The organism is Micromonospora citrea, from assembly GCF_900090315.1.
In the GTDB taxonomy this organism is placed as follows: domain Bacteria; phylum Actinomycetota; class Actinomycetes; order Mycobacteriales; family Micromonosporaceae; genus Micromonospora; species Micromonospora citrea.
This window is the reverse complement of sequence record NZ_FMHZ01000002.1, coordinates 6,020,407-6,047,242: the sequence shown is the minus strand read 5'-3', so window position 1 is coordinate 6,047,242 and position 26,836 is coordinate 6,020,407. Positions and strand designations below refer to the sequence as shown.

Below are 26,836 nucleotides of genomic sequence, written 5' to 3'. Positions count from 1 at the left end.
GCGTCGCGGCCGGGCTCGGCCCGGCCGCGACGCGCTCACGGGGTTGCTCAGCAGTCCGGGCCCCACCAGCACTGGCACGAGCTGTTGCAGGTGCGCCACTTGAACCGGGTGTAGGTGTAGCGGCAGCAGATCGAGCGGTTGTCGCACAACGGCTCACAAGCGGCCGAGGCGGTGGTCTTGGGCAGCATGAGCGCCAGGAACCGGTCCGCCAGGGCGCCGACGTGACGGGTCATCGTGTACCTCCAATCAGAATCTGGACTGATCGCGGACGGTATGCGGGCCTGCTACACGGCGACCTACAAGATCGATACAAACTGTTACCCGTCGAGGCGTTGCGGATCGTCGTACCTCGTTCCTAGGGTGCTGGCCGTGGTGGACCACATCAGAACCGAGACGCCTTGAGCCTGCGATTCCGGCTCCTCGGCCCGCTCCGGATCACCGCCGGCGGGCGGGCCGTGCCGGTCGGCCCGCAGAAGCAACGGGCGATGCTGGCCGTGCTGTTGCTGTCGGCCAACGAGCGGGTCTCGCTGGACCGCCTCGTCGGCGAGCTGTGGGACCAGCCGCCGCGCTCGGCGGTGGCGAACCTGCGCACCTACGCCAGCGGGCTGCGCCGGCTGCTGTGCACACTGGACGACGGCCCCGCCGGCGACGACCGGCTGGTCGCCAGCGCCGCCGGCTACCAGCTGCGGGTCGGCCCGGAGGAGCTGGACCTGCACCGCTTCCAGGCGGCGACCGAGCTGGGCCGCGCGGCCCTCGCCCGCGACGACCACGCCGCCGCCACCGCCCGGTTCCGGGAGGCGCTGGACCTCTGGCGGGGTCGGCCGTGTGAGGACGTACGCCCGGGGCCGCAGCTCGCCGCCCGGATCACCCTGCTCGAGGAGCAGCGCCTGTCGCTGGTCGAGGACCTGATCGAGGCCCGCCTGGCGCTCGGCGAGCACGCCTCGGTGACCGGCGAGCTGCGGCTGCTGATCACCGCCCACCCCTACCGGGAGCGGCTGCGGCACCAGCTCATGCTGGCGCTGTACCGCTGCGGCGACGCGCCGGCGGCCCTCACGGCGTACGCGGAGACCCGCGCGGCCTTCGCCGACCAGCTCGGCCTCGAACCCGGAACGGAACTGTCCCGGCTGCACCTGGCCATCCTCCGCCGGGACCCGCAGCTGTGCACACCGGACGCCGCGACGGAGCCCGTCGACCCGCCACCGGCCGAGAGGCCCGACCGCACACCCGGTTCGGCCGAGCCGCCGCGGCAGTTGCCGCCGGACCCGGCGGCGTTCGTCGGCCGGGTGGACGAGCTGCGTGGCATCGAGCGGGCCTGCGCCGCCGTCGACGGGCCCCGGCCGGGCCCGGCGGTGGTCGTGCTGCACGGCCCCGGCGGGATGGGCAAGACCACCCTGGCGGTACGCGCCGCCCACCGGCTCGCGGGCCACTATCCCGACGGACAGCTCTACCTCGCCCTGCAGGGCGGTGCTCCGGGCATGCCCGCTCTCGACCCGCTGACGGCGCTCGGTCAGCTGCTGCGCGCGCTCGGTGTGCCGGCCGGGGACGTGCCGCTCGACCTCGGCGAGGCGGCCGCGCGGTTCCGGTCGGAGACCGCCGCCCGGCGGCTGCTCATCGTCCTGGACGGCGCGGCCGGGGCGCAGCAGATCAGGTCCCTGCTCCCGGCGGGCCGGGACTGCGCGGTCCTGGTCACCAGTCGCCAGCCGGCGGGCACCCTCGACGCGCTCCGGATCCGGGTGGGCCGGCTCGGCGCGGCCGAGGCGCACGAGCTCCTCGACGCCCTCTGCGGCGACGGGCGGGTGACGGCGGACCCCGCCGCGACCGACCACCTGGTGTCGCTCTGCGACGGGCACCCGCTCGCGCTGCGCATCGCCGGAGCCCGGCTCGCCGCCCGCCCCGACTGGTCCGTGGCGGTGCTGGCGGACCGGCTCGACGACGAGCGGGGGCGCCTCGACGAGCTGCGCGCGGACGACCTCGCCATCCGGTCCAGCTTCTGGCACACCTACCGGCAACTGCTGGACAGCGCCGATCCGGACGACCGCGCGGCGGCGGCGGCCTTCCGCTCGTTGTCCCTGCTTCGGGTGCCGGAGCTGCCGCTGCCGCTCGCCGCGGTCACGATCGGCGCCCCGCAGCGGCGCGCCGCGAGGCTGCTGGACCGGCTCACCGAGACACACCTGCTGGACGCCGTCGGGCCGGCCCGGTTCCGCTTCCACGACCTGCTCCGGCTCTTCGGCGCGGAACTGGCGCAGGAGGCGGACCCGCCCGCCGACCGCCAGCACGCGGTGCGTCGCGGGCTCACGGCGTACCTGACCACGATGCTGCGCGCGGGCCAGCTGTTGCGCCCACAGCGGGTCACGGAGCTCGCCACCGGGCCCACCGTGGTCGAGCTGGGCACCCTCGACGACGCCGTGCGCTGGGTCAACGACGACCTGGTCGGGATCATCGCGGCCGCCCGGCAGGCGGGCGACGCCGCACCGCAGCTGGGCCGGCTGTGCGTGGAGGCGATACCGTCGATGGCGGTGTGGCTGCAGAAGCACAACCGCTGGGCGGAGGCCGACGCCCTGGTCGCCGTCTGCGAACGGGCGGCGACCGTGACCGAGGACGACGCCGCCCGGGCCACGGTGCTTCCGCTGCGGGCGACGCTGCACTGGCGTACCGGCTCGCTGGAGGCGGCGGGCGGCGCGTTGGAGGAGGCGCTGGAGCTGCGGCGCCGGCTGGGTGACCGGGAGGGCGAGGGGCGGGCGCTGCAGAACCTCGGCTGGTTCCACCACCGCACGGGCTCCCCGCGCCGGGCGGCGGAGCTCGTCCGGGCGGCGGTCGGGCTCCTCGCCGGCGCGAAGCCGGTGTGGCTGGCGATGGCGCTGCACAACCTGGCCGAGATCGAGTTCGAGCTGGGCGACTTCCCGGCCGCCGACGAGCACCTCACCCGTTGCCTGGCGATGCGGCGCGAGCACGACGACGCCGTCGGCGAGGCGATGACGCTGGTCGCTCTCGGCCGCACGCACAGCCAGCTCGGGCGGCACGCCGACGCGCTGACGGCGCTCACCGCCGGCCTGCGGCTGTGCCGGCGGACCGGCAACCGGGAGGACGAGTGGGAGGCGCTGCTGAGCCGCTCGGAGGTGCACCTGCGCGTCGGCGACCTGGCGCCGGCGCACCGGGACGGCGAGGAGGCGCTGACCCTGGCCCGGGCGGCCGGCGACCGGTACGGCGAGGCCGCCGCGCTCCGGCAGCTCGGCCGGATACGGCACCGCCGGGGCGAGCGCGCGGCGGCGGAGGAGTACGCGCGGCGGGCCGACCGGATCTTCGCGGACCTGCCCGTCCGGCGGGACGGCGTGCTGGAGAGGTTCCTCGCCGGTGCGGGTCAGCCGGTGGTCGCCTCCACCTCGGCCGGGGCGTAGCCCGCCGCCTGCGTCCGGAACAGCGCGGCGTACGTGCCGTCGGCGGCCAGCAGGTCGTCGTGGCGGCCCGCCTCGACGACCCGCCCGCCCGACAGCGCCACGATCAGGTCGGCGTCGCGCAGCGTGCCCAGCCGGTGCGAGATCAGGACGCTGGTCCGACCGGCCCGGTGGTCGCGCAGCCGGAGCTGGATGTCGCGCTCGGCCTCGGCGTCCAGGCCGGCGCTCGGCTCGTCGAGGATGAGCAGGTCCCGCGCCTCGGGCAGCACCGACCGGGCGATCGCCACCCGCTGCCACTGCCCGCCGGAGAGCAGCACGCCCGCGTCGGCCGGATCACCGTCCAGTTCGAACACCCGGGACAGCATCGTCCGGTACCCCCGGGGCAGGCCCTCGATGGTCTCGTGGATGCCGGCGCGGCGGGCGGCGTCGGCGATCCGGGCGGCGTCCTCGGCGCGGACGTGGTCCGGGCCGTTCGGGTCGACGTCGCCGAGCCAGATGTTCTCCTCGGCCGTCAGGTCGTAGGTCATGTAGTCCTGGAACACCGCGCCGATGCGGGCCCGCAGGTCGTGCACGGGCAGCTCGCGGAGGTCGACGCCGTCCCAGAGGATGGCGCCCCGGGTCGGGTCGTAGAACCGGCACAGCAGCTTGACCAGCGTGCTCTTGCCGGCGCCGTTGTGGCCGACCAGGGCCACCGCCTGCCCGGCCGGGATGAACAGGTCCACGCCCCGCAGCACCCACGGGTGCTCCGGGCCGTAGCGGAACCAGACGTCGCGCAACTCGATGCCGCGTCGCAGCGGCGGCACCGGTCGTGGTCGGGCCGGCTCCGGCAGGTCCGGCGGGCAGGTGACGACCTGCTCGTAGTGGGTGAGCAGCAGCATCGACTGGTGGATGCCGGCGAGGTTGTCGATCAGGGTGGCGAGGCTGGTCTGCACCCCGGCGACGGCGGCGACGAAGACGGCCACGTCGCCCACCGTGAGTCCGCCGGAGCGGGCGGTGGTGACCGCCCACACGAGGCCGCCCCCGGACAGTGCCGCGCCCAGCATCGCGAGGAGCGCCTGAACGCGCACCTCCCGGCGCTCGTGGCTCCGGCGCGCGGCGTTCGCCGTGCCCAACTCGACGAGCATCCGGCGGCGGAACAGCCCGCCCAGCCGCAGCAGCCGGATCTCCTTGGCCGCCGCCAGGCTGGTCAGCAGGCTGGCGTAGAACATCTCGCGCCGCTCGCCCGGCCCGATCTCCCACAGCATGTCCGCCCGGCGGCGGCTGAGCCGGAGTTCGGCCACCAGCGCCGGTACGCCGCCGGCCGCCACCAGCGCGGCCATCACCGGGCTGACCACCACGAGGGTGCCGAGGAAGCCGGTCAGCAGCACCGTGGCCTGCACCATGCCGAGCAGGCCGTCGACGCAGCGGCTGGGCCCGTCCCGGCCGGCCTGCTCGGCGAGCCGAAGCGTGTTCTGGAACGCGGGCTCCTCCAGGCGACGCAGGCCGGTGAGGCGGTCGGTCGCGGCGTACAGCCGGTCGAGGGCGACGACGGCGGCCGAACGGCCGAGGTCCGCCCGCAGGTAGTTCGTCAGGTGCGGCACGAGGGCGAGGCCGACGGAGACGATCGCCAGCGCGGTCGCCACCTGGAGGATCGCGCCGCCGGCGGGGTCCGCGACCCGGTCGAGGACGAGCTTGGTGAGCCAGGCCGCCAGCACCGGAAGCGCGCCCGCGATCGGCGCGAGCAGCACGTACACCGCCAGGTTGGTCCGCCCACCCCGCCAGACGACCGCGACGGCCCGGGCGGTCCGGGCGATGCTGATCATGACGCGAGGGTAGGGACGCCACCTCCAGAACCAGCTACAGCGCCGGTACAGCGTGCGATCCGGGCCCGCCGCTCCGGCTTCGCCGCCTCGCCGGCGCTGGCCTTGATTGATCGAAATGAGTTAACATCCCGATCCCATCCACTGTGGAAAACGGGGGTCCCGGTTTGCGCAGGAGAGCGATCCTCAAGGCCGCCGCCGTCGCGGCCGCCGCGCCGGCCGCCGCGCTGCTCGGCGAGACGCCCGTGCAGGCGTACGCGACCTATGACGTGGCCGTCTGCGAGCAGTACCGCAATCAGATCCAGATCTACCCGTCAAACTCGGCCTGGAGCACGGCGACGCTGAAGTGGAGCTTCAGCCCGGGCACCGCGAACGGCTGGTCGAACCTGTCGGACGTCAAGTTCCGTGACACCGCGGCGTTCGGCGTGGTCGCCCTGGTCACCGCCTCCGGCGGCAAGGTCGGCATCGTCAACAAGACCACCGAGGCGGCGCAGGAGCTCAACGACGTGCTCTGGTCCGCGACGCCGGGAAACAACCCGCACGCGATCGAGCGCATCCCGAACATCGGGGCGATCGTGGTGGCGTCCTCAGGCGGATACCTCCACCTCTACGGCCCGACCGCGGTCAGCGATCCGAGCACGTTGGCGCTGGTGCAGACGATCTCCTTCCCGGGCGCGCACGGTGTCTGGTGGGACGACGTCTCCGGGAAGCTGTGGGCGATCGGCCGGGACTACGCCCGCGTCTACAACGTGTCCGGGACCTACCGCAGCACGCGTCTGTCGCTGTTCCGTTCGATCTCGATCGGAGCGCACCTGGGGCACGGGCTGGACGCCAGCTACTCCGACAGCAATCTCATGCTGGCCACCGACGGCAGCAAAGTGATGACCATCGACAAGACCACGTACGCGGTGACTCAGGCTTATCCGGACAACTCGGTCAAGTCGTACTCGCAGCACAGCTCGGGCGAGCGGTTCTGGGTTCAGGCCACCGGGTTGACATATCACGGTGACACCCGGAACTGGGTCAGCCCGACCGTGCAGTTCTTCGACGCCACGGGGGCCAGGTCGTTCACCCGCTCGCTGTCGTACGGGGCGGAGTTCTACAAGGCGCGGCTGTACGACGTGTCCTTCCACTGAGGGTGGCCGCTCGATGAGTCGGGCAGACCGTCACCGGGCCGCCGGCACCGAGCCGACACCGCATACCCGGGCGGCTCGGGTCCGTCGTGGTCTCGGCCTGTCCGACCTGCGGGCGCTGCTGGTCGGGCACCCTGGGACGTTTGATCAAACTGCGCCATCGGGCATGCCGCCGTCGGAGCGTCGACACCTGTGCGGCGGGCTCGGACGCCGGTCCGCCGGGCACGTCCCTGACGTGCCCGGCGGACCCCCGAGGTGGCTCAGCGCGCAGCGGTGAGGCGGAAGGCGTCGAGGACGGTCTGCTCGACGGTGTTGCCGCCGGCGTCCTCCGCCCTGGCCCTGATGCTGACCGTGCCCGTGGTGGCCGCCAGGCGCGGGGCCTGGTAGCTCGCGGTGTAGTTTCCGCCGCCCCTGGCGGTCGTCCGGAGCTGCCGCCAGGTGACCCCGCCGTCGGTGCTGACGGACAGCGTGAGGCTCTTCACCGCCGGCGCGGCGGACGCCTGGTGGTACGCGGCGACCCTGATCTGGTGCCGGCCCGGCGCGGTGACCGCGTCGCCGAGGTCGGCCCCCGCGTCGTACCGCAGGAACAGCAGCGGGTCGGCGTGGCACGGCCTGCCCGACCCCTCGGCGCACCTGAACCCCTTCGGCGGCTCGTCCCGCTTCGGTGCGGCGGACGTGAACTGCCATGCCGTCGTGGTCCTGCCGTCGGCGGTCCGGGCCGTCAGCCGGTAGCGCCCCGGCTCGGCCGGAAGCTCGTAGGTGGGGCCCCACACGGTGGAGCTGCCCTGGGGCAGTTCCCGACCGTCGTCGGCGTACATGCGCACGTTCGCCGGCTCGAACACGTACGAACCGACGAGATGTCCCGGCTCCGCCCCGGAGACCAGGTAGGTGATCGGGTAGAACGTGTCGCCCTGCCGGCAGTAGGCGCAGATCTCGGTGGACCAGTCGCCCTCCCACTTGCCGGGTTGGGTGCGGAAGACCTTGGGCGACAGTTCCGGCGCGCCGGGCACGAGGGGCCGCGCGGCCCACCGCGCCGTGGCCGGTCCCGCCCGGTCCGTGACGTCGATGGTGCGAACCGCGGGCTGGGACCCCGAGGGCTCGTAGAACTGGTTCCGCACGAGGTCGGGCGAGACCGGCCCGCGGTAGGTGGTGAACCGGACGCTGTCGGTGACGTAGCCGTGGAAGACTCCGGCGACGGCGGTCTCGTTCGGCCGGAAGGCCGAGTAGATCATGCTGGTCGGCTCCGCCCGCGTGCCGTGGAGCGCGGTGTCGACCTTGGCGAGCTGCCGGTCGGTGAGTTTGGTGTGCAGCGAGGTCGGAATCCGCCCCTCCTGGTAGACGTGCAGGGCGTAGACGTACGGACTGACCGAGTCGTAGCCCGACACGTCGATCCGCACCGGGCCGCGGCGCAGCAGGCCGCGCAGCCGCTCGGCCTGCGCCAGCGGGATGGAGGCGTACGGGATGTCGGCCACCTCCTGCGATTCGTGGTACCACCAGTCCGGCTCGACCGGGAGGAGGCAGGTCGTGGTGGGCCACGGCCCGCCGGACGAGGTCGGGTCGACGAGCACGCCGACGGCGCCCGCCGCCCGCGCCCGCGTCAACTGCGCGGGCCCCACGCGGCACTGCCCGCCGGCGGGCTTGTCGGCGTCGATCCGCAGCAGGACGAGCCTGCCCCGGGCGTCGATCCGCCGGAGGTCGGCGTCCCGCCCCAGCCCGCCGTCGACCAGTTGTACCGTCTGCCGGCCGTCGAACCGCACCACCTCGAAGCCGGGGCGCTTGTACCAGTCGATCGGCAGGGTCGGCGTCAGCGCCAGCCGCTCGGGCGTGGTGGCCGCCATGGTCACCATCGGTTTGCCGAGCACCCAGTTGACCCCGAGGTGGAAGGTGCCCGCCGTCACCGGGGCGCTGGGGATGGCCCAGAACCTGGAGTTGCTGTAACCGGTGAAGCTGAGGACGCCACCGCCGGCGCCGTTGCTGAAGGTGCGGAAGGTGACCCGGGAGCCGACGAACGTCTCGGTCGGTCGCGGGGTGCCGACCGTCATCTGTCGGGCCGCGTCGCCGTCGCGGGTGATGGTGGTGTCCCCGGCGACCTCGAACTCCGGCAGTTCCAGGTTGAGGTGCTGCTCCCGGCCGTCGATCCGGAAGGTCGCGTGGCCGCCGGACTCGTAGATGCCGGGCGGCACCTCGTACGTCACCTCGAACGTGGTGCAGGGATCCTGGTCCAGGCACCGCGCGCTGACCGACTCGTACCCGGTCCCGACCGCGGACCCGGCGACCTGGGCGAGCAGGAATCCGCCGGTCGGGCAGAGGGTCATGAGGCGGCTGTCGCAGTAGAACCGCTCGCCCTTCTGTCGCTTGACGATCTGGGTGACCCGGTACTTCGGCTGCCCGGTGTCGGTCTGCGGCCCGGCCTTCGCCGAGCGGAGCCCGGTGGGCCAGATCGCCACCGCGCCGCCGGCGAGCTTCGGAGTGGCCCGGTCGAAGAGGTAGCTGGCCAGTCCGCCCCGCCGCTCGCCGGTGACGGCGGCCCAGAAGGCGGCGGCCCGGCGCGGTTCGACGCGCAGGTCGACCGAGCCGTCCTCCGGGTGCGTCGCGGCGCTCTCGGCACCGGGCAGGCCCGACACCCGCTTGTCCAGCGCCGCCTTGTCCGGCCGGTCGCCGTACTTGACGGTGACGGCGAGCGGGCTGCCGCCACCGCGCTCCGACTGGCCGGCGAGCCATCCCAGGTCGAAGACCTTGCGGTCGACGACGCCGCTGGTCACCAGCGCCTGGGCGTCGCTCGGCACCGCGTGGAGGCTGGTGTCCGCTCCGCCCGGTCCCGTCCTGACCGCGACGTCGATCGTCGGGCGGGTGCCGTCGGCCCGCGCCGACGGGACGGCGGTGACGGTGTAACGGCCGCCGGTGCGGGCCAGCGTGACCTCGTCGCCGGTGATCAGGGTGACCTTGTAGGTCGGCTTGGTCAGCCCGGGTAGCGAGACCGCCCGCAGGCCGTCCTCGGCCGCGGCGGCGCCGGCCGGCGCCGGGACCCGCCCGGCCGGCTCGTCGGGCCGCGCGGCCGCGGCGACGGGCGCGGCCAGCACGGTCAGCAGGGTCGTGGCGGCGGCGACCAGGCGTAGCCGACGGTGTCTGCGGGAGTGGGGGTTGCTGCGTGACGTGATCACGAATGGCTCCTTGTCGGGCGAGCTGGTGGGATCGCGCTGCACGGCGTCGTCCGGCATGTCAACCACCCGCCCGGGCCAGTGACCAGTCCCGGGTCACGACAGCGTCCCTGCGGACCGGGATCGTCGCGGCGCCGGTCTGGTGGCCGGACGCGCGCGCGGTGAACTCGGTGTCGCCGGTCGCGGAGCTGAACACCCAGTACAGGCCGTCGCCGAGGGCCGGGTCCGCCGGCGTGGTGACGCCCGTGCCGGCCTCCCGGGGCTGTTCCGTCCGGGACACGGTCGCGAAGACCGGCGCGCCGGTGTCGCGGTCGGTGACGAACCCCACGACCAGCCCGCCCTCGACCGGTCGGCAGGCGCGGGCGCCCACGAACACGTCGTCGACAGCCCACCACCACGCGTCGCGGCCCTGGTAGTGGAACCGGATCCGGACGTCCGCACGGTTGGCCGCCTGCGGCAGCGGCAGCATGACCTGGCCGAACGCGTGGTTGGTGGTCTGCCGCCACACCGTCTTCCAGCTCCGGCCGCCGTCGGTGGACACGTCGACGTCGGCCCGCTGGCTGGCGTCGTCCGGGTAGTAGGACGTGCGGAAGGTGAGCTTCGGGGAGGCGTCACCGGAGAGGTCGATCGCCGGGGAGGTCAGGGTGGTGTCGAACCGCTTCCCGGCGCCGACCGTCGAGTCGGCGACGGCGAATCTGCCGTCACCGCCCTCGGGCACCGGCCGGTGGCCGGGATTGTCGAACCGCCAGCCCGGCCTGCCGGAGACCCGCCAGCCGTCGCGCGCGCCGGTGTCGGTCCAGTCGTCGAAGTCCTCGCCGACGCCGCTGAAGCGGTAGCCGGGGGCGGTGCAGGTCGACTCGTCGACGGTCAGCGCCGCGTCCTGGGTCAGGTCCGCCCCGCCCAGCTCGAACGTCCGCTGGGCGCCCTGATATCCGGGGTACTGGGCGGTGACCCGCATGGTGTACGACGCGGATCCGGGCAGCCGCACGCTGTACCGGCCGGTCACCGGATCGGTGAAGACCGGTCCGAGTGGATAGCCGTCGATGACGACCTTGGCGTACAGCGGCCAGCCGTGCCCCGATCCGTCGGTGACGGTGCCGCTGACCGTGCTCATTGGCTGAGGGGCCAGCCTGACGTCGGCGGTCGCGGCTTCGCCCTCGCGGACCTGTGCCTGCGCCGTGCCGGCCGCGTAGCCGTACTTGCGCACACCGATCGTGTAGCTGCCCAGCGGGAGGGCACCCGACTGGTAGGCGCCCTCCGCGTCGGTGGTCACCTCACGACTGACCGGGCCGGTGATCGTGACGGTGGCGCCGGGCAGCGGCTTCGAGTTCCCGGCGTCGCTGACGGTGCCGCCGATCCTGCCGGTGGGCCCGCGCGGCGCCTGCTTCATCAGGGCGAGCGCGTCCAGCCGCCCCTCGCCGAAGGCGTTGTTGTCGTCGTCGGTGCCGCCGCACTGACCGTCCGGGTTGTCGACGGCCGTGCCGTCCAGCAGGGACCTGGTGGCCTCGGTGTCGCCCACCATCGACGCCGCCGCCGACCAGACCAGGGCGACGGCGCCCGCCACGTGCGGGGCCGCCATCGAGGTGCCGTTGAGGCTGGCGTACGAGTCTCCCGGCATGCTCGACCGGACGTTCACGCCCGGCGCGGCGACGTTCGGCTTGATCTCGCCGTCCTGGCCGGCTCCGCGCGACGAGAACGGCGCGATGGTGTGGTCGGAGCCGTACGCGCCGACCGAGTAGTTGATCTTCCGGCTGCCCGGGGCGCCGCTCGTCCGGCAGCCCGGCCCGTTGTTGCCGTTGGCCCACACGCCGAAGATGCCCGACGCGGTCCACGCCAGGCTGATGTCCTCCAGGAACGGGGCGTCCGACGGGGCGGTGGTACCCCACGAGTTGTTGATGACGTGCGGCCGCTTGCTGGCGTCCGGGTTCTGGCCGTTGAGGTCCGTCGGCTCCAGCAGCCACTGGCCCGAACTGATCAGCGCGGCGTCGCTCGGGCAGCAGCCGTTGGCCGCGATCCAGCGGGCCTTCGGCGCCACCCCGACCCGGTTCTCTGCGCCGTCGTCGCCGACCATGGTGCCCATCGTGTGCGTGCCGTGCCCGTCGCCGTCGCAGGGCGCTCCCCCGCAGGTGCCGGCCGCGTCGAACCAGTTGTAGTTGTGGTCGAACACCCCGTCGCCGTTGTTGCCGCGGTACTGCCGCACCAGGGCGGGGTGGTCGAACTGGGCCCCGGTGTCGATCGAGGCCACCGTGATGTCCTCGCCGCGTACGCCGAACTGCTCCCACACGTCGTCGGCGTTGATGTTGGCGACTCCCCATTCGACCGCGTCGACGGCCTGCCGGCCGACGCCCCTGGTCACCGGGGGCGGGTCGACCTTGAACGACGGCAGCAGCGAGCTGACCTCGTGCTTCGCGGCCAGCCGCTCGGCGAGGGCCTGGTCGCCGGTCACCTTTATCGCGTTCGTCGCCCAGAAGCTCTGGTACGCGACGCCCGAGGCGGTGAGTTCACCGCGTACCGCCCGCTGGCTCTCGTCGGCGGCCTGCCTCAGTGCCCTGGCCACGGCCGTGCCGCGCGCGTTCCAGTCCCTGATCGCCCGGGCCGCGCTCAGGTCCGCCTTCGCGTCGAAGTAGACCCAGAAGTCCACGGGGGACTCCCGGTCGCTGAGCTGGGTCTGGAGCTGTGGGCGGATCTTGGCCTTCGCCGCGGCTGCCGTCGGCGGCTCCGGCGCGGTCGAGGGCAGCGCGGTGGCGGCGCCGTTCAGGGCGAGCACCGTGGCCACGGCGGCCACCACCACGGTCGTGATTCTTCGTCTCGAGGGATGGGCTGGGCGCATGAGGGATCCTCCCTGGAAGGGGGTGTGGGGGCTGCGGCCTCGACCGGTCACAGCGGCAGGTACCGGTCGTCGTCCTCGACGTCGGTGTCGTCGCCCGGTCCGGCCCCCGGACGGGGCTCCACGCGTGCGTCGGCGGGGCGGGCGGTCTCCGGCGACGTCGTCTCGTCCTCGTCCGGGTCATCTCGCTGCGGCATGCCAGCATCGTGGTCAACGGCGGGACGGCGCTGCGATCCCTCAGGTGAGTGAAACAACCCGGAAGCGCTTGCGGGGCGTCAGTCCCCCGAGTCCGCGCCTGGCTCGCAGACCAGTCCCGTGCCGATCGCCCGTGCGGTGAGCGCCGCCCGCGAGGAGACCCCGAGCTTGCGCATCGCCGACTTCATCTGGCTGGCCACGGTGTGGTGCGAGCGGTGCAGGGCGTCGGCGATCTCCCGGTTCGTCCGCCCCTCGGCCGCGAGGACGACGACCTCCCGCTCGCGGGGCGACAGGTCCGACCCGTAGCCCTTCCGGCCGCCGCGCCACACGCGCGGCACCGGGCGTCCGTGCGCGCGGAGGGTACGGGCGACGCGGTCCACGTCGAGCCTCGCCGGCAGGGACGACAGTCCACCCAGGACGTCGGTGAGCAGGTCGAGCCCCTCCGGGACGGCGCCGGCCCGGATCAGGCACCCTGCCTGCCGCTCGCGGGAGAGCGCCGCGCCGTACGGTCGGGGAAGCGCCGCCCAGGCCGCGGCGGCCCGCCCGAACAGGCCCGCCGCCGAGGTGTAATCGCCGGCGGCCTCGGCGAGCAGGCCACGGCAGTCCAGCACGGCGGCCCGCGGTGCCGGCAACCGCCCGTCGCGCAGCCCTCGGGCGAACGCGTCGACCAGGTCCTGCGCCTGCGCCGCGGCTCCGACGGCGAGCAGGGCCTGTACGCGTGCGGGCACCACGTCGGTGCCCCACAGCCAGACCCCCTTCTCCGCGACGACCTCGCACGGGTCGCGGGAGATGGTCAACGCCTCGCCGGGCCGGCCCTCGCGCAGCCGGATCTGCACCAACGTCGCCACCGCCTCGGCGACGGTGTCCCAGGCCCCGGCGTCGCGGGCGCCGGCCACCGCGCGTTCGATCTCCCGGGCCGCCTGGACGAGGTCACCGGCCGCCATGCGCAGCAGGCCACTGACCATGATCGGCTCGACCCGGCTGACCGGGTGGAGATCGTCGGTGTTCGCCAGCGTGGCCGCGCGCGCCGCGAGGCCGTCCCAGGCGCCCGTGAACCAGTCGAGGTGCAACTGGGTGGAGTCGACGAGATCCCTGATCCTGACCTGCTCGTACTCGATCGCGAGCCGGCGCGCGGTGGCGAGCCAACCGCCGGCCTCCGCGTACCGCCCCCACCGCATGGCCCCGTCGCCGATGTTGAGGTAGCCGACCGTGATGATCCGGCGGTCCCTGACGGTCCGGGCCGCCTGCGGAATCTGCGCCGCCTCCGCCCAGCCACGCTCGTCACCGAGTTGCAGCAGGGCGGGCGCCCGGCCGGCCGCGACCCGTAGCCGGTCCGACGGCTCCAGCGACCGCGCGAACTCGGCCGCCCGGTCCAACCAGGTCAGGTGCCGGGCCGCCGGCGAGCGGCCGCGCGGCCAGCCGAGCAGCATCATGGCGACGGCGGGTGCGGCACGCCGACGGTCGAGGTGCGGTAGCGCCCGTTCCAACTCGGCGTGCGCCTCGTCGAACTCCTCCATGTCGTTGAGGATCCGGGCGAGCTGGAAGCGGAGACTGGCCTCCACCGCCGGATCCGGGACGCCTCGGTCGAGCACCCGGCGCACGGCGGCGGCGAGGTCCCGCAGACGACCCGGGCCGGTGAAGGAACCGAACGGCACCTTCTCCACCAGCGCGCACATCTGCTCGGCGGGCACGTCGCCGTTGGTCAGCACGTCGTGCAGCAGCGCGCCCGCGGTCGTCTCGTCGCCGGTCTGCAGCGCCACGTCCGCGGAGAGTTCCGCGTACCTGCCCCACCTCTCGCCGTCGCCGGCCTGCCGGAAGTGCCGCGCGAGCTGCGCCAGCGGTCGCGGGGTCACGGTTTCGAGCACCCGCCCGGCGCGCTCGTGCAGCGAACGGCGGTCCCGTTCGTCGATGGCGTCGTAGATGGCCCGGCCGGCCAGCACGTGGCGGAAGGACACCCGGAGGTGGCCCCGTCGGTGCAGCAGGCGGCGCGCGACGGCTTCGGCCAGGCCGGCGGCGAACTCGTCCGGCGGCAGTTCGCTGATCCGCCACAGCAGGTGTTCGGCGACGGGATCGGCGACGACCGCGGCGGCTCGCAGCACCGCCCGGGTGGAGCCGTCGAGGCGGCCGGCGTGCTCCAGCACGGTGTCCCGCACCGTCGGGGGCACCACGATCTCGTCCAGCGGCAGCCGCTTCCAGCCCTGGTCGCGGCGCACGAGGTCGCCGCGTCGGGCCATCAGCCGCACGCACTCCTCCACGGCGAGCGGCACCCCTTCGGTGCGCGCGTGCAGGTGCTGGGCGAATTCGCCGGAGACCCGCTGGTTGGCCAGCATCGACGAGGCGAGCGCCGCGGTCTCGGCCTCGTCGAGCGGGTCGAGAACGACCCGCAGGCGTGCGCGGTGTGGCCTGAGGCGTCCCGACAGGCGCAACAACCAGGGGTCCCCGACCAGGTCCTCCGGGCGGTAGGCCACCACCAGGCTGGGACCCCTGCCGTGCCGTTCGGCCAGGAAGAGCAGGAACTCCCGGGTGGCGTCGTCGGACCACTGTGCGTCGTCGACGACGAGCAGGTCCACACCCAGCCGGTCGAGCAGTTCGGCGAGGGCCCGGAGCACCCGGTGGCGTGCGGCGCTCGCGTCCCCCGCCGGCTCGGGAGCCGGCGGCAGGTGCTCGGCCCACTCGGGGAACAGCGGTCGCAGGGCCCCGGCCAGGCCGCTGAGGCCCAGGTTCGCCACCGCGTCGACGTCGGTGGCCAGCAGGGCATCGACGATCGGTCCCAACGTGTACGGCTCGCGCAGGGGCGGACAGACGGCCGTCAGCGCGCGATGGGCACCACCGGCGGGGGAAGCCAGGAACTCCTCCAGGAGCCGGCTCTTGCCGACGCCGGCCTCGCCCTCGATCAGCACCAGCGCCGAGGGGTTGGTGAGGACCCGCTCCAGCCGGGCCAGCTCCTCCTCGCGGCCGATCAGCAGCGGGGCCGCGACCCCGTCGACCGGCTCTGCCGCGCCGCGGCGGGGAGAGTCTTCGCCGACCACCACCGTCCCCCACCGCTCGTCCGCTCGTACCGTCACAGCTGTCAGTGATCATCGTTTATGTGCCGACCGGCGGCAAGGCGTCCCGCCCTCGCGGGCACCGTGGCGTCTCGTCGTGGGCGGGCGGTTCCACCGGCGCCGGTGCCGCCGCCCGATCCTGCCCCTCAGGGGCGCAGGCGGGCGTTGAGGCGGGCGGCCTGCCGCGTCAGGTGGTCGCGTTCGGCGAGGTTGGGGGCCTTGTGGGCCGCGTCGGCGTACAGTCTCGCCGCCGTCGCGAGGTCGCCGTCGCGCTCGTGGAGGTACGCCGCCACCGCGGCGTGGCGGGGCAGCGAGTCGTCCAGGGCCGCGAGCGCCGCCAGGCCGGCGCGCGGGCCGTCGGCCTCGCCGACGGCCACCGCGCGGTTGAGCCGGACGACCGGGCTGTCGGTCAGCCGCGCGAGCTCGTCGTACCACTCGACGATCTGCACCCAGTCGGTCTCTCCGGCGGTGGGCGCGTCGGCGTGCAGCGCGGCGATGGCGGCCTGGGCCTGGAACTCGCCCAGCCGGTCGCGGGCGAGGGCCGCCCGCAGGATCTCGACGCCCTCGGCGATCGACCTGGTGTCCCACCGGCGGCGGTCCTGCTCGGCCAGCGGCACCAGGCTGCCGTCAGGCGCGATCCGGGCGGCGCGCCGGGCGTGGTGCAGCAGCATGAGGGCGAGCAGCCCCGCCACCTCGGGATGGTCGATCGCGGTCGCGAGCTGCCGGGTGAGCCGGATGGCCTCGGCCGCCAGGTCGACGTCGCCGGAGTAGCCCTCGTTGAAGACGAGGTAGAGCACGCGCAGCACGGTGGCGACGTCGCCCGACCGGTCGAACCGGACGCCGGAGACGGTGCGCTTGGCGCGGCTGATGCGCTGCGCCATGGTCGCCTCGGGGACCAGGTACGCCTGGGCGATCTGGCGGGTGGTCAGTCCGCCGACGGCGCGCAGCGTGAGCGCGACCGCGGACGACGGCGTCAGCGCCGGGTGGGCGCACAGGAAGTAGAGCTGGAGCGTGTCGTCGAACGCGGGCACGGGGCCGGGCGCGGGCTCGACGTCGACGAGGTCCTCGCGCCGGCGTCGGGCGGCGTCGGCGCGGGCCGCGTCGAGGAACCTGCGCCAGGCCACGGTGACCAGCCAGCCCTTCGGATCGCGTGGCGGGTCGGCGGGCCAGACGCGGACGGCCTCGACCAGCGCGTCCTGCACGGCGTCCTCGGCCGCCGCGAAGGTGGCTCCGCGACGGACGAGGATGCCGAGCACGACCGGGGTGAGGCTCCGCAGCAGGGCCTCGTCCATCAGGTCACTCCGTGATGGTGGGCGGCGCGGTCAGGAAGGGGCGCAGCTCGAGCCACTCGTGGATCGGCTTTCCACCCGCCCCCGGCGCCGCGGACAGCTCGCCGGCCAGCTCGACGGCGCGCTCGTAGCTGTCCACGTCGATCACCATCCAGCCGGCGATGAGGTCCTTGGTCTCGGCGAACGGGCCGTCGGTGACCGGCGGGCGCCCCTCTCCGTCGTAGCGGACGAACGTCCCCTCGGGGGCGAGCGCCTGACCGTCCACGAACTCGCCGGTGCCCTCGAGCCGGGCCGCGAAGTCGTGCATGTAGCGCATGTGCGCGGAGATCTCCTCCGGCGTCCACTGGTCCATGGGCACGTCGTTGACCGGAGCCGGGGCTCCGCGGTAGTGCTTGAGCAGCAGGTACTTGGCCATGGTGTTCTCCTCGGTGCCGGCGCGACCCATTCTGGCCGCGTTCGCTGCGGGGACGGAGTCGATCCCCGGTTCTCGACATCGCCGGCCGAGATGTTTCCGGGTCTCCTGGACGGGGGCCGACCCGACCGGCGCGTACCCTCGACCGGTCACCCGCCGGTGGAACCGACGCCGGAGAGCGGCGGCCGCGGCGCCGGCTCGGCGAGGGGTGGCGCCGGTGGCTCGGCGAGGAGCCGGACGAGCAACCAGGCCAGCGCCGGCAGGACGATCAGCGGCGCGAGTGCCGTGCGCAGCGACGTGGCGTCCGCGAGCGCGCCGATGAGCGGACTGGCCAGGCCGCCGACGCTGATCGTGAGACCCAGCGTGATCCCGCTGGCGGTGCCGACGTGGTTGGGCAGGTAGTCCTGGCCGAGCGTGACCTGCAGCGAGAACGGGATGTAGAGGCCGGCGGAGGTGAGCAGCACGAAGAGGTAGAGGGCCGGCCCCGGCACGAGAACCACCCCGGCGACGGCGGGCAGCGTCAGGAGGCAGGACCACCGGACCACGGTCACCCGGTCCCACCGGTCGGCCAGCCGGCCGCCGACCACGGTACCGGCCGCGCCGCCCAGGTAGAGCAGGAACAGCGCGATGGCGCCGGCGGACGCGCCGCCGCCGGTGCGTTCCTGGGCGTAGAGCGAGATGAAGGTGCCGAGGCCGATGAAGACGACGGACCGGCAGATCAGGGTCAGCGTCAGGACGGCGAACGACCTGAGGTCGGCTCCGCCGGTCCGGGCTCCGGTGCGGGCGGCCGACCCGGTGTCCGCGCCACGCAGCGCGGGCGCGCACAGCGCGGCGCCGACCAGGGCCGGAACGATGAGCACGGGTGTCAGCCCCAGGCCACCCCCTGCCATCACCAGGGCGACCAGCAGGGGCGCGCACGCGAAGCCGAGGTTCCCGCCGAGGGAGAACCAGCCCATCGCGGTGTGGCTGCCCCGACTGGCCCGGCGGGCGAGGCGGGCGGACTCGGGATGGTACGCGGCCACGCCGATGCCGGCGATCGCGACGAGTGTCAGCGTCGTCGCGTAGGAGGCGATGACGCCGGCGAACGCGGTGCCGGCCCCGGCCAGCAGCGTGCTGACCGGCAGCAGCCAGGGCAGCGCCCGCCGGTCGGTCAGCGCGCCGAACAGTGGCTGCGCGAGCGAGGAGAGCAACGAGGCGGCCAGCACGATGCCCGAGGCGGCGGCGTACGTGTACGACCGCTCGGCGACGAAGAACGGCACCAGCGCCGTCACCGCTCCCTGGTAGAAGTCCACACACGCATGCCCGGCCGACAGCGGGACGATCGATTCGCGTCTTCGCACGCGGCCATCCTCGCCGGCCGTCGCGCTGTCGCGCTTCCGATAAAGTGCCATCTGATGTCTGAGACCCGCCACGTCGCGATCGCCCCGACCCGGGCCCAGCCGTTGCCCGCGGGGGCTCGCATCACCCCTCACCGGCACGACGACCACCAGATCGTCTACGCCGGCCGGGGCGTGCTCACGATCGACACGGACGCGGGATCGTGGGTGGCACCCACGAACCGGGCGATCTGGATCCCCGCCGGGACCGTCCACGCCCATCGGGCCCACGGCCGGTCCGAGCTGCACCTGGTCGGTCTGCCCGCGCGGGACAACCCGCTGGCGCTCGACCGGCCCGCCGTGCTCGGTGTGGGGCCGCTGCTGCGCGAGCTGATCCTGGCCTACACCCGCGATCCACAGGACGCCAGCCCGGAGCGTGAACGGCTACGCGCGGTCCTGCTCGATCAGCTCAGCGTGTCGCCCCGACGACCCTTCCACCTGCCGCACCCCACCGACGCCCGGCTCGTCGCGCTCTGCGCGATCCTGCGCGCCGACCCGGCGGACGGGCGCACGCTCGCCGCACTGGGGCGGGAGGTCGGCGCGAGCGACCGCACGCTGACCCGGCTGTTCGCCTCCGATCTCGGCATGAGCTTTCCGCAGTGGCGCACCCAGCTGCGACTGCACCACGCGCTGCTGCTGCTCGCCGACGACGTCCCGGTCACCGCCGTGGCCCGGCGCTGCGGGTGGGCGTCCGCGAGCGCCTTCATCGACGTCTTCCGGCGGGCCTTCGGGCACACGCCCGGGACACATCTACGCTGATCTCGCCACGAAGGTTCCCGCTCCACCGCCGTCCCGGCGCTGCTCGCGGCCGCCCCGCCGTTCCCGGCGAGGCGGCCGGCACGCCGTGCTACGCCACACCCCTGTTGGTGTACGTGCAGTGCTCGATCCTGTCGCCCCAGTACTCACAGACCTGGACGTAGACGCCGTACCCGTCCGCGAAGTAGTTGGTGGCCCAGGAACGGCACTGGCCGTCGTTGGAGGGGTCCCTGAACTCGAATCCGACGTGGTCGGTGGGGCTGCTCGGGTTCACCCGCACGCCCTCGACGTAGGCGTAGATCCCCCGGCCGTCGGTCCTGTTGTCGCAGACGGTGATCTTCTCGTAGGACGGGTAGCCCTCCAGGTCGGCGTCGAAGAACACCGCGCCGCTACCGGTCGACGTGTAGAGCCAGTGGACGTTCGCCGGCGGCTCGGCGCTCGCCGGCGTGCTGGCCGCAAAGAGGACGGCGGCCGTAACGGCCGCGATGGTTGCCAGTCGTCGCATCAGTCGCATGCGGATCCTCCCCCGTTCGACGCTCTGCGTCATGATCGCCTGGACGAGGCTCATCGTAGACGGGAGACGATGAACGGGTAGGCGGGCGAGGGCGGCCCGTGCGCCGGAGCGGCCGGTCGAGCCGGCCCCGCTTGGCGCGTCCACCGGTCGGGGCCACCGAGCGCGCCGTTCGGATCGGCCCCCGGCGGGACGGTGCCAGCGCGGCGGCGCCACCGGTCCACGAAGGTCCCAGGCCTGGCCGCGTGCCTGCCCGCGGATCTCCCTCGGCGGCGTCAGCCCTCCGAAGGCGTGAGGAGCGGGCGGAGGACGGCGTACGACCAGGCGGCCAGGGTCGTCGGCGTGGTGGTGGTGACATCGCGGATCTGCTCGGGCACGAAGCCGTCGCGCAGCCCGGTCGACATCCCGAGCACAGCCTCGACCTGTTTCGCGCTCATCCCGGCGCCGGCGAGCATCGCCCGCATCTCCTCGTCGGTCACCCGCCGGGCTCGCACGGAGTGCCCGGTCGCCCGGCCGACGACGGCGAGAGCCTCGTCCCAGCTGAGGTCCTCCGGGCCGTGCACGCCCTGGACGTGGCGGCCGGACCAGTCGGCGCGCAGCAGCCACGAGGTGGCGACCCGGGCGATGTCGGTGGGGGCCACCCACGCCATCGGCTGGTCGGTGGGGAGCACGACCGGCACCTCGCCGGCGCGCAGCTGGTCGATCTGCGGCAGCAGGTTGGAGAAGAAGAACCCGCAGCGCAGGTGCAGCACCGCCGCGCCGGTGCCGTCGAGCAGCTCCTCGACCCGGGCCAGGCCGTCGATCTCGCCGGCGCCGTGCCGCAGCTCCGCGCCCACGCTGCTCTGCAGCACGACCCGGGCGACACCCGAGCGGGTCACGGCGGCAGCGATCGACGCGCCGAAGCGTGCGTAGTCGGCCAGGGGATCCTCGGACATGACCGCCGGGACGGTGACGAAGAGCGCCTCGACTCCCCGGATCGACTCCTCGACGGCGGCCTCGTCGGCGAGGTCGACGACCCGCAGGTCGACGTGGTCACGCAGGGCCGGGGAGAGACTCTCCGGGCGGTGTCCGAGCACCCGGGGCCTGATGCCGGCGCGGACGAGGTCGCGCACGACGTGGCGGCCGACGTTGCCGGACGGTGCGGTGGTGGCGATGGTCATGCGGACGACGCTAACGCCGGATGTGGTCAGCTGATGGCCACATCTCCGGGCATCCTTGGTGCTGTCATGGATCACGACGTCGCCGCCCGCGCCCTGCTCCTGCTGACCCTGCTGCAGACCCGGTCCACCTGGTCGGCTGCCGAACTCGCCGAGCGCACCGGCGTCAGCCCACGCACGCTGCGCCGCGACCTGCGGCGACTTGCCGAACTCGGTTACGAGGTGGTGGGCAGGCCGGGGCCCGGGGGCCATTACCGGCTCGCGGTGGGCGCCCGGGTGCCGCCGATGGTGTTCGACGACGACGAGGTGGTCGCCCTGGTCGTCGGGCTCCGGATGGCCGAGCAGGGGCCGGCGGCCGAGGCCGCCGCGCGGGCCCTGGTCAAGTTGCGCCGGGTCCTGCCCCGGCGGCTGGCGGCCCTCGCCACCGACGTCGCCGCCCACAGCGAGACGGTCGTACTCGACGAGGCGCCGCCGGAGGACGCCCTCCTCGGACCGCTGACGGCCGCGGCCGCCGCCGACCTCGGGGTCCGCTTCACCTACACCGACCGGCACGGAACCACCTCCCGGCGGCGGGTCGACTCCGTGCGCTGCCTGTTCGTACGCGGCCGGTGGAACGTGCTGGCCTACGACCACGACCGCGCCGACTGGCGGGTCTTCCGTCTCGACCGGATGAGCGACGTGACCGCCGACGGGCCGACGGCGCGGCGCGATCCCCCCGCCGACGACCTCGCCACCTGGCTGCGCACCGACTTCGGCAGGTCAGCGACCGGTCGCGGCTGAGTTCCCGGGCCTCGGCGGTGGCACCTCAGCCATGCCGTGCCGGGTCGAGGCTCCGGACGTGCCCTCCCCGGGGTGCCAAGTCCGATAACCGCCGGAACCCGCGACCTCGAAGGCGCACCCTGGTGTTCCAGGAGCCATCGGCGGCGTCGTGAGGAGGCCCGGCGCGCACGCCTACCGCCACCGCCGGGCCTGAACTGACCCGGACACCACCCGGTCGCACCTGCGGCGTGACCGCCGGGCGGACCGGTGCGTCGCGAGCAGACGCCGCTCGCGCTCGAAGGTCCCATACCACCGTCTGACACCCGGGAGATTCATGTACGCCGACAGCACCCGTCGAGACGCCCGCCGGCGCGTCGACGAGACGGACTGGGTCGCGCTCGCCGAGGCGCTGGACGCGACCGGCTGCGCCCTGACCTCCGAGCTGCTCGACCCCGGGCAGTGTCAGGCCGTCGCCGGGCTGTTCGAGCGGGCTGAGCTGTTCCGCAGCACCGTCGACATGGCCCGGCACCGCTTCGGCTCCGGAACGTACCGCTACTTCACCCACGAGTTGCCCCCCGTGGTCGCCGAACTGCGCGAGGCTCTCTACCCGCGCCTGGTGGCGGTGGCCCGCGACTGGGCCGAGCGGCTCGGTCGGCCCGCACCCTGGCCGGACGACCTGCACGAGTGGCTGGCGACGTGTCACGCGGCGGGGCAGGACCGCTCCGCGCAGATCCTGCTGCGTTACGGGCAGGGCGACTGGAACGCCCTGCACCGCGACGTCTTCGGTGATCTCGTCTTCCCACTCCAGGTGGTGATCGGCCTCGACGCGTACGGCGCCGACTACACCGGGGGCGAGTTCCTGCTCGTCGAGCAGCGGCCCCGCGCCCAGTCGCGCGGCACGACCGTCGCCCTGCCCCGGGGACACGGCCTCGTCTTCACCACCCGGGACCGCCCCGTCCGCACCAGGCGCGGCTGGTCCGCCGGCTCCGTTCGGCACGGGGTCAGCGTCGTCCACTCCGGCCGCCGCCACGCCCTCGGCCTGGTCTTCCACGATGCGTAGCGACACCCGACGCCCATCCGGGCGGCTGTCGGGCGCCGAGGACGTAGCCGATGGGGTTGAGTTTCCGGCGGGACCCGGGAGACCGGCGCGGGCCACGAGGGGCGGGCCTGATGGCCCTGATGACCGGCGCCGCAACCCCGGCGGCGACGGGGCACGCCCGTCTCCGCTGCTCGACCCGGCCGCCGCGACCGCGTACGAGCGGCTTCCGCGGCCCGCCCCGCACACGGCGGCCGAGCTGGCGGCACTCACCGGCCTGCTGACGGCGCCCGGGGCCGGCGTCACGACCGTGACGGTCGGTCACAGCAGGGACGCCGCCGCCACAGCGTCCGTGGCGGCGTTCACCGCGTTGTGGGAGGCGCGCGGCGGCGTCGTCCTGGCGGTCGTCGACTGGCCCGAGACGGCGGCCTCGTGGCTGCGGGCCGCCGACCGGATGACCGCGGAGACCCCTGACGCCTGGGTCGTCGCCGCGGCCATGACCGGCTTCGTTCAACTCGCCCGACGGATGCTGGTGAGCACCGCGTGGGAGCCGGCCCGGACGTACGCGTTCGGATCCCTGTGCGACTCGCGCCTGCCGGCGCTCGCCGGTCCCGGCGCGCTGGACGGTCTGCGCGGCGCCGGCGTGGACGGCGGCACCTGGGAGGTGCGCGGTCGCGGCGTCACCACGTTTCCGCCCCGAACCGGCGAGTGAGGGCGGCGCTGGCGGAGGGCGTCACCCGGCCCTTCTGGTGTTGCGCGGTGCTGATGCCCTGCGTGGCGCTCACCGCCCGGCTGGGAGCCTGCGGTCCGAACGGACGCGTCCGGCGAGCCCGGGCCACCCGTCCGGCGCTCCGGCCCCGTGCGGGTGCGGTGAAGGCGTCCCGGCACGACCGCCGGTCCTGGATCACGCCGCACGGGATGACGACCGACTAGGCCAGTTGCCCCATGGCGTTGCGCTTGCCCTGCCCGATGCCGATGCCCTGGAGCGGGGCGGGCGGAATTCCGGCGGCCAGGATCGCCGCCACCGCCGTACGGCTGTTGACGCCCAGCTTGGCGAAGATGCGGTGCAGGTGCGCCTCGATGGTCCGGGGGCTGAGGAACAGGCGGCGGGCTATCTGGTCGTTGGTCAGCCCGGTGGTCACCATCCGCGCGACCTCGAGTTCGCGGTCGGTCAACGCGGGCCGCTCCGGGCGCCCGACGCCGTCCTCGGCCGCGACGCGGGCGCGTTGCCGAGGGCGGCGCGAGTTCATGCGTCGCTCCTCGCGCACGGCCTCGGCCAGGTACCGCTCGGCGCCGCACTGTTCGAAGTGGGCCCGCGCCCTGGCGAAGGCCGCACGGGCCGGTCCGAGCCGGCCCGCCGAGCCGAAGGCGACGGCGGCGGACAGGTGCGCCCGCCCGGCGTACAGCCTGGTTCCCGCGGGCTCGAAGAGGGCCGCCGCCCGCTGCGCGGCGACCGCCGCGGCGGCCGGGTCCCCGGCGAGGGCGCTGGCGTGGGCGAGGTGGGCGAACGCCCTCGGCAGCGCCAGCGACGGCGGTGCCGCGTGCTCCGCGCGCTCCGCCCAGCCGCGGGCGGTGGCGGTCTCGCCGCGCTCGGCGTTCGCGACCGCCAGCAGGTAGTACCAGAAGCTGCGGGCGACGACCAGCCCGCCCGTGTCGTGGGCCGGCCCCGCCCCGAGCAGGTCCGCACAGTCCGCCGGCTCGCCCGCGTGCAGCCGGGCACAGGCGAGGGTGGCCTGCGCGGACCTGCCGTACCAGCCCGTCTCCGGTCGGGCGCACCGGACGGCCTCCGTGGCGTCGGCGACCGCCTCCGGCAGCCGCCCCTGCCAGATGGCGGTCCACGCGGTCTGGGTCAGGGCGAGCGTCCGCAGGACCTCGCTGTCGGTGCCCGCCGCCGCCGACAACGCCTCCCGCGCGCATGCGGCTGCCGCGTCGAGGCGCCCCAGCAGCGCGTGCACCGTGGCCTGCCCGTGCAGCAGGTGGGTGGTCAGGTGGTGCTGACCGCCGACCCGGGCCAGTTGCAGGCCCCGGGCCAGGTGCCGCTGGGCGGCCCCGAACCGTTCGAGGCCGATCTCCGCCCAGCTCATGAACCAGACGATCTCCAGATTCGACCGCAGGTCGCCGTCGGGGAGCGCGTCGACGTGCGCCGCGGCGTCGTCGGCGAGGGCGGACGTCTGGTCGGTGAACGTCCCGGCGGCCACCCGGGTGGCGACGTTGACGGCCAGTGCCGCCGCCAGCAGGGCGGGGTCGCCCGACGCGGCGGCGAGTTCCCGGGTCTCGTCGGCCCAGGCCGGCGCCTCCGCCGGCACCCGATCGCAGAGCCAGGTCGCGGCGAGCTCCAGGCGGAGCCGCACCGCGGGACCGGTACGCCGGTCGGGCAGGGCCTCGATCTCCCGCAGCAGTCGTGCCCGGGCCTCGACGTGCCGGCCGAGCAGCCGGTCAACCAGGGCGGAGAGCGCGGCGACCTCGATCCGCTGCTCGACGCTCCCGGCCGACAGACACCGGCGCACGTCGTGCAGCTGCTCGCGGCTGAGCTGTAGCCGGCCGGCGACCGCGAGGGACCGGGCCCGCAGGATCCGCAGCCGCTGTTCGATGGCGGAGCTGTCCTCGTCGCCGGGCAGCAGGCGCAGCGCCACCGTCAGCCAGTGGGCGCTGGTGGCCGGCGCGGTCTCGGCGGCCGCGACCGCCGCCGCGACGAGGGTGTCGACCGCCGCCCGCTCGCCCGCGACGGCATAGCGCTCGACGTGGCCCGCCCGTACCGAGGGTGCCGCGCCGCGGTCGCGCAGCGCGGCCTCGACCGCACGGTGCGCGTCGAGCCGCCAGACCGGGCTCGCCGCGCCGTACGCCACGATCCGCAGGAGTGGGTGGCGGTACCGGAAGCCGCCCGGCACCGGTCGGATGAGATCGCGGTCGACCAGCGCGTCGAGGACGGCGTACACCTCGCCGGGCGTCAGCCGACAGACGGCGGCGACCAGGCCCGGGTCGAAGCTCTCCCCGGCCAGCGCCGCGGCGGACGCCACCATGCTCTGCCGCGCGGACAGGCCGTCGAAGTCCGCCGACAGCGCGGCGTGCGCCGGGCGCGGCAACTCCAGGTGGAGCAGCGCGTCACGACAGGTCGGCACCGGTGGCGGAAGGGCGGACGACGAGGCGTCGCGGTGGGCCAGGGCCAGCGCGGTGAGATAGAGCGGGTTGCCGTCGCCGGCGGCGAGCACCGCCTCCCGGCAGCGCGGCGGCACCCCCCACGAGTCCACCAGTTGCCCGGCGTCGCCCGGACGCAGCGGGGCCAGGTCGACGATCGTGGCGTCGTCGCGCCGCTCGGCGTCGGCGACCGCGCGCAACAGCCGCGCGGGCGCCTGTCTGGGCCGCACCGCCGCGCCGACGACGAGCCGTCCCCTGCGCGGGCGGCGCAGCAGTTGTTCGAACAGTTCGACGGAGTTCTCGTCGGCTCGGTGCAGGTCGTCGAGGAGGACCACCGCCGCCGGTTCGGCGCTGACGGCCTCCAGCAGGGAACAGACCGCCTCGTGCACCCGCCGGGGCTCGACGGCCGGCTCCTCGGCCGTCGGATCCGGCCCGGGCAGCAGGAGGGCGGCTGTTCGGGACAGTCGGCGCAGGACCCGGACGTCCGCCGGCCGCAGGCCGGCGGACGCCGCCGAGCCGACGGTACGGAAGCAGTCCTCGACCAGGTCGCGTGCCGTCCCGAACGGTCGGCCGTCGCCGGTGCCGCGCCCCCGGAAAACGCGGATGCCCACGTCGGCCGCGAATTCGCCGAATTCCCTCAGCAATTCGGTCTTACCGATGCCGGGGTCGCCGTACAGCACGAATGTGGCGCACATGGGCACGTTGTTCCGATTGCACGCCTCCCGCAGGAGACGCGTTTCGGACGATCGCCCGACAAGTCTGTCCATCGTGGCGGACTTCGCTGGCTCCCGTATCTCTGACAGTTCCGGTCCGAAACGAGGGGATCCGTTGCCCATGCGGGAATGCTAAGGCCGGCG

Annotated in this window: 18 protein-coding genes; 6 read left to right on the top strand and 12 right to left on the bottom strand. The window is 74.3% G+C overall.

Annotated features, from left to right (window positions below; genetic code table 11):
- Positions 1-47 precede the first annotated feature (47 nt).
- Entirely contained in the window at positions 48-233 is a 186-nt protein-coding gene (locus GA0070606_RS27650) for a hypothetical protein (RefSeq protein WP_091106116.1), read from the bottom strand.
- Between the two features lie 165 nt (positions 234-398).
- On the opposite strand from GA0070606_RS27650, the gene GA0070606_RS27645 reads away from it, so the two are divergent.
- A complete protein-coding gene (locus GA0070606_RS27645; RefSeq protein ID WP_091106113.1) occupies positions 399-3,395 on the top strand; it encodes an AfsR/SARP family transcriptional regulator in 2,997 nt (998 codons plus the stop codon).
- Here GA0070606_RS27645 and GA0070606_RS27640 read toward each other — a convergent pair.
- Entirely contained in the window at positions 3,359-5,194 is a 1,836-nt protein-coding gene (locus GA0070606_RS27640; protein WP_091106110.1) for an ABC transporter ATP-binding protein, read from the bottom strand. The two genes, GA0070606_RS27645 and GA0070606_RS27640, sit on opposite strands and share 37 nt — an antisense overlap.
- 164 nt (positions 5,195-5,358) lie before the next feature.
- On the opposite strand from GA0070606_RS27640, the gene GA0070606_RS27635 reads away from it, so the two are divergent.
- Complete coding sequence (locus GA0070606_RS27635) at positions 5,359-6,327, top strand: hypothetical protein (protein ID WP_091106108.1); 969 nt, start codon at positions 5,359-5,361, stop codon at positions 6,325-6,327.
- A gap of 257 nt (positions 6,328-6,584) precedes the next feature.
- Here the strand turns inward: GA0070606_RS27635 and GA0070606_RS27630 are convergent, their stop codons facing one another.
- The 7 genes from GA0070606_RS27630 to GA0070606_RS27605 all read right to left on the bottom strand — a co-directional run bounded on the left by GA0070606_RS27630 (position 6,585) and on the right by GA0070606_RS27605 (position 18,589).
- Positions 6,585-9,485, bottom strand: coding sequence for a hypothetical protein (locus GA0070606_RS27630; protein ID WP_141721862.1), 2,901 nt, complete (start codon positions 9,483-9,485; stop codon positions 6,585-6,587).
- 58 nt (positions 9,486-9,543) lie between these two features.
- Positions 9,544-12,273 carry a S8 family serine peptidase gene (locus GA0070606_RS27625; protein WP_176737445.1) on the bottom strand — a complete coding sequence of 910 codons (2,730 nt, stop codon included), beginning with the start codon at positions 12,271-12,273 and terminating at the stop codon, positions 9,544-9,546.
- 86 nt (positions 12,274-12,359) lie between these two features.
- A complete protein-coding gene (locus GA0070606_RS32745) occupies positions 12,360-12,506 on the bottom strand; it encodes a hypothetical protein (RefSeq protein ID WP_176737444.1) in 147 nt (48 codons plus the stop codon).
- Between the two features lie 78 nt (positions 12,507-12,584).
- The gene (locus tag GA0070606_RS27620) at positions 12,585-15,569 is read right to left on the bottom strand and encodes a helix-turn-helix transcriptional regulator (protein WP_091106100.1); all 2,985 of its coding nucleotides are present in this window, start codon (positions 15,567-15,569) and stop codon (positions 12,585-12,587) included.
- Between the two features lie 125 nt (positions 15,570-15,694).
- Entirely contained in the window at positions 15,695-16,840 is a 1,146-nt protein-coding gene (locus GA0070606_RS27615; RefSeq protein ID WP_091106098.1) for an RNA polymerase sigma factor, read from the bottom strand.
- 4 nt (positions 16,841-16,844) lie between these two features.
- Complete coding sequence (locus GA0070606_RS27610) at positions 16,845-17,252, bottom strand: YciI family protein (protein ID WP_091108259.1); 408 nt, start codon at positions 17,250-17,252, stop codon at positions 16,845-16,847.
- 146 nt (positions 17,253-17,398) lie between these two features.
- On the bottom strand, positions 17,399-18,589 hold the full coding sequence (locus GA0070606_RS27605) for an MFS transporter (protein WP_091106095.1): 1,191 nt from the start codon (positions 18,587-18,589) through the stop codon (positions 17,399-17,401).
- Positions 18,590-18,643: 54 nt separating this feature from the next.
- Between GA0070606_RS27605 and GA0070606_RS27600 the strand changes: the two genes are divergently transcribed.
- Positions 18,644-19,384, top strand: a complete 741-nt coding sequence (locus tag GA0070606_RS27600) for an AraC family transcriptional regulator (RefSeq protein ID WP_091106092.1) — start codon at positions 18,644-18,646, stop codon at positions 19,382-19,384.
- 88 nt (positions 19,385-19,472) lie between these two features.
- On the opposite strand, the gene GA0070606_RS27595 is transcribed toward GA0070606_RS27600, so the two are convergent.
- The gene (locus GA0070606_RS27595) at positions 19,473-19,886 is read right to left on the bottom strand and encodes a hypothetical protein (RefSeq protein ID WP_141721860.1); all 414 of its coding nucleotides are present in this window, start codon (positions 19,884-19,886) and stop codon (positions 19,473-19,475) included.
- Positions 19,887-20,167: 281 nt separating this feature from the next.
- Positions 20,168-21,052, bottom strand: coding sequence for an NmrA family NAD(P)-binding protein (locus GA0070606_RS27590; protein ID WP_091106087.1), 885 nt, complete (start codon positions 21,050-21,052; stop codon positions 20,168-20,170).
- 66 nt (positions 21,053-21,118) lie between these two features.
- On the opposite strand from GA0070606_RS27590, the gene GA0070606_RS27585 reads away from it, so the two are divergent.
- From GA0070606_RS27585 to GA0070606_RS27575, 3 genes are all read left to right on the top strand, one after another.
- A complete protein-coding gene (locus tag GA0070606_RS27585) occupies positions 21,119-21,829 on the top strand; it encodes a helix-turn-helix transcriptional regulator (RefSeq protein WP_176737443.1) in 711 nt (236 codons plus the stop codon).
- A gap of 313 nt (positions 21,830-22,142) precedes the next feature.
- The gene (locus GA0070606_RS27580) at positions 22,143-22,868 is read left to right on the top strand and encodes a 2OG-Fe(II) oxygenase (protein WP_091106081.1); all 726 of its coding nucleotides are present in this window, start codon (positions 22,143-22,145) and stop codon (positions 22,866-22,868) included.
- 286 nt (positions 22,869-23,154) lie between these two features.
- Positions 23,155-23,556 (top strand): type 1 periplasmic-binding domain-containing protein, encoded by a 402-nt coding sequence (locus GA0070606_RS27575; RefSeq protein WP_176737442.1) that lies wholly within the window; start codon positions 23,155-23,157, stop codon positions 23,554-23,556.
- Between the two features lie 217 nt (positions 23,557-23,773).
- On the opposite strand, the gene GA0070606_RS27565 is transcribed toward GA0070606_RS27575, so the two are convergent.
- Complete coding sequence (locus GA0070606_RS27565) at positions 23,774-26,746, bottom strand: helix-turn-helix transcriptional regulator (RefSeq protein ID WP_176737441.1); 2,973 nt, start codon at positions 26,744-26,746, stop codon at positions 23,774-23,776.
- Positions 26,747-26,836 lie beyond the last annotated feature (90 nt).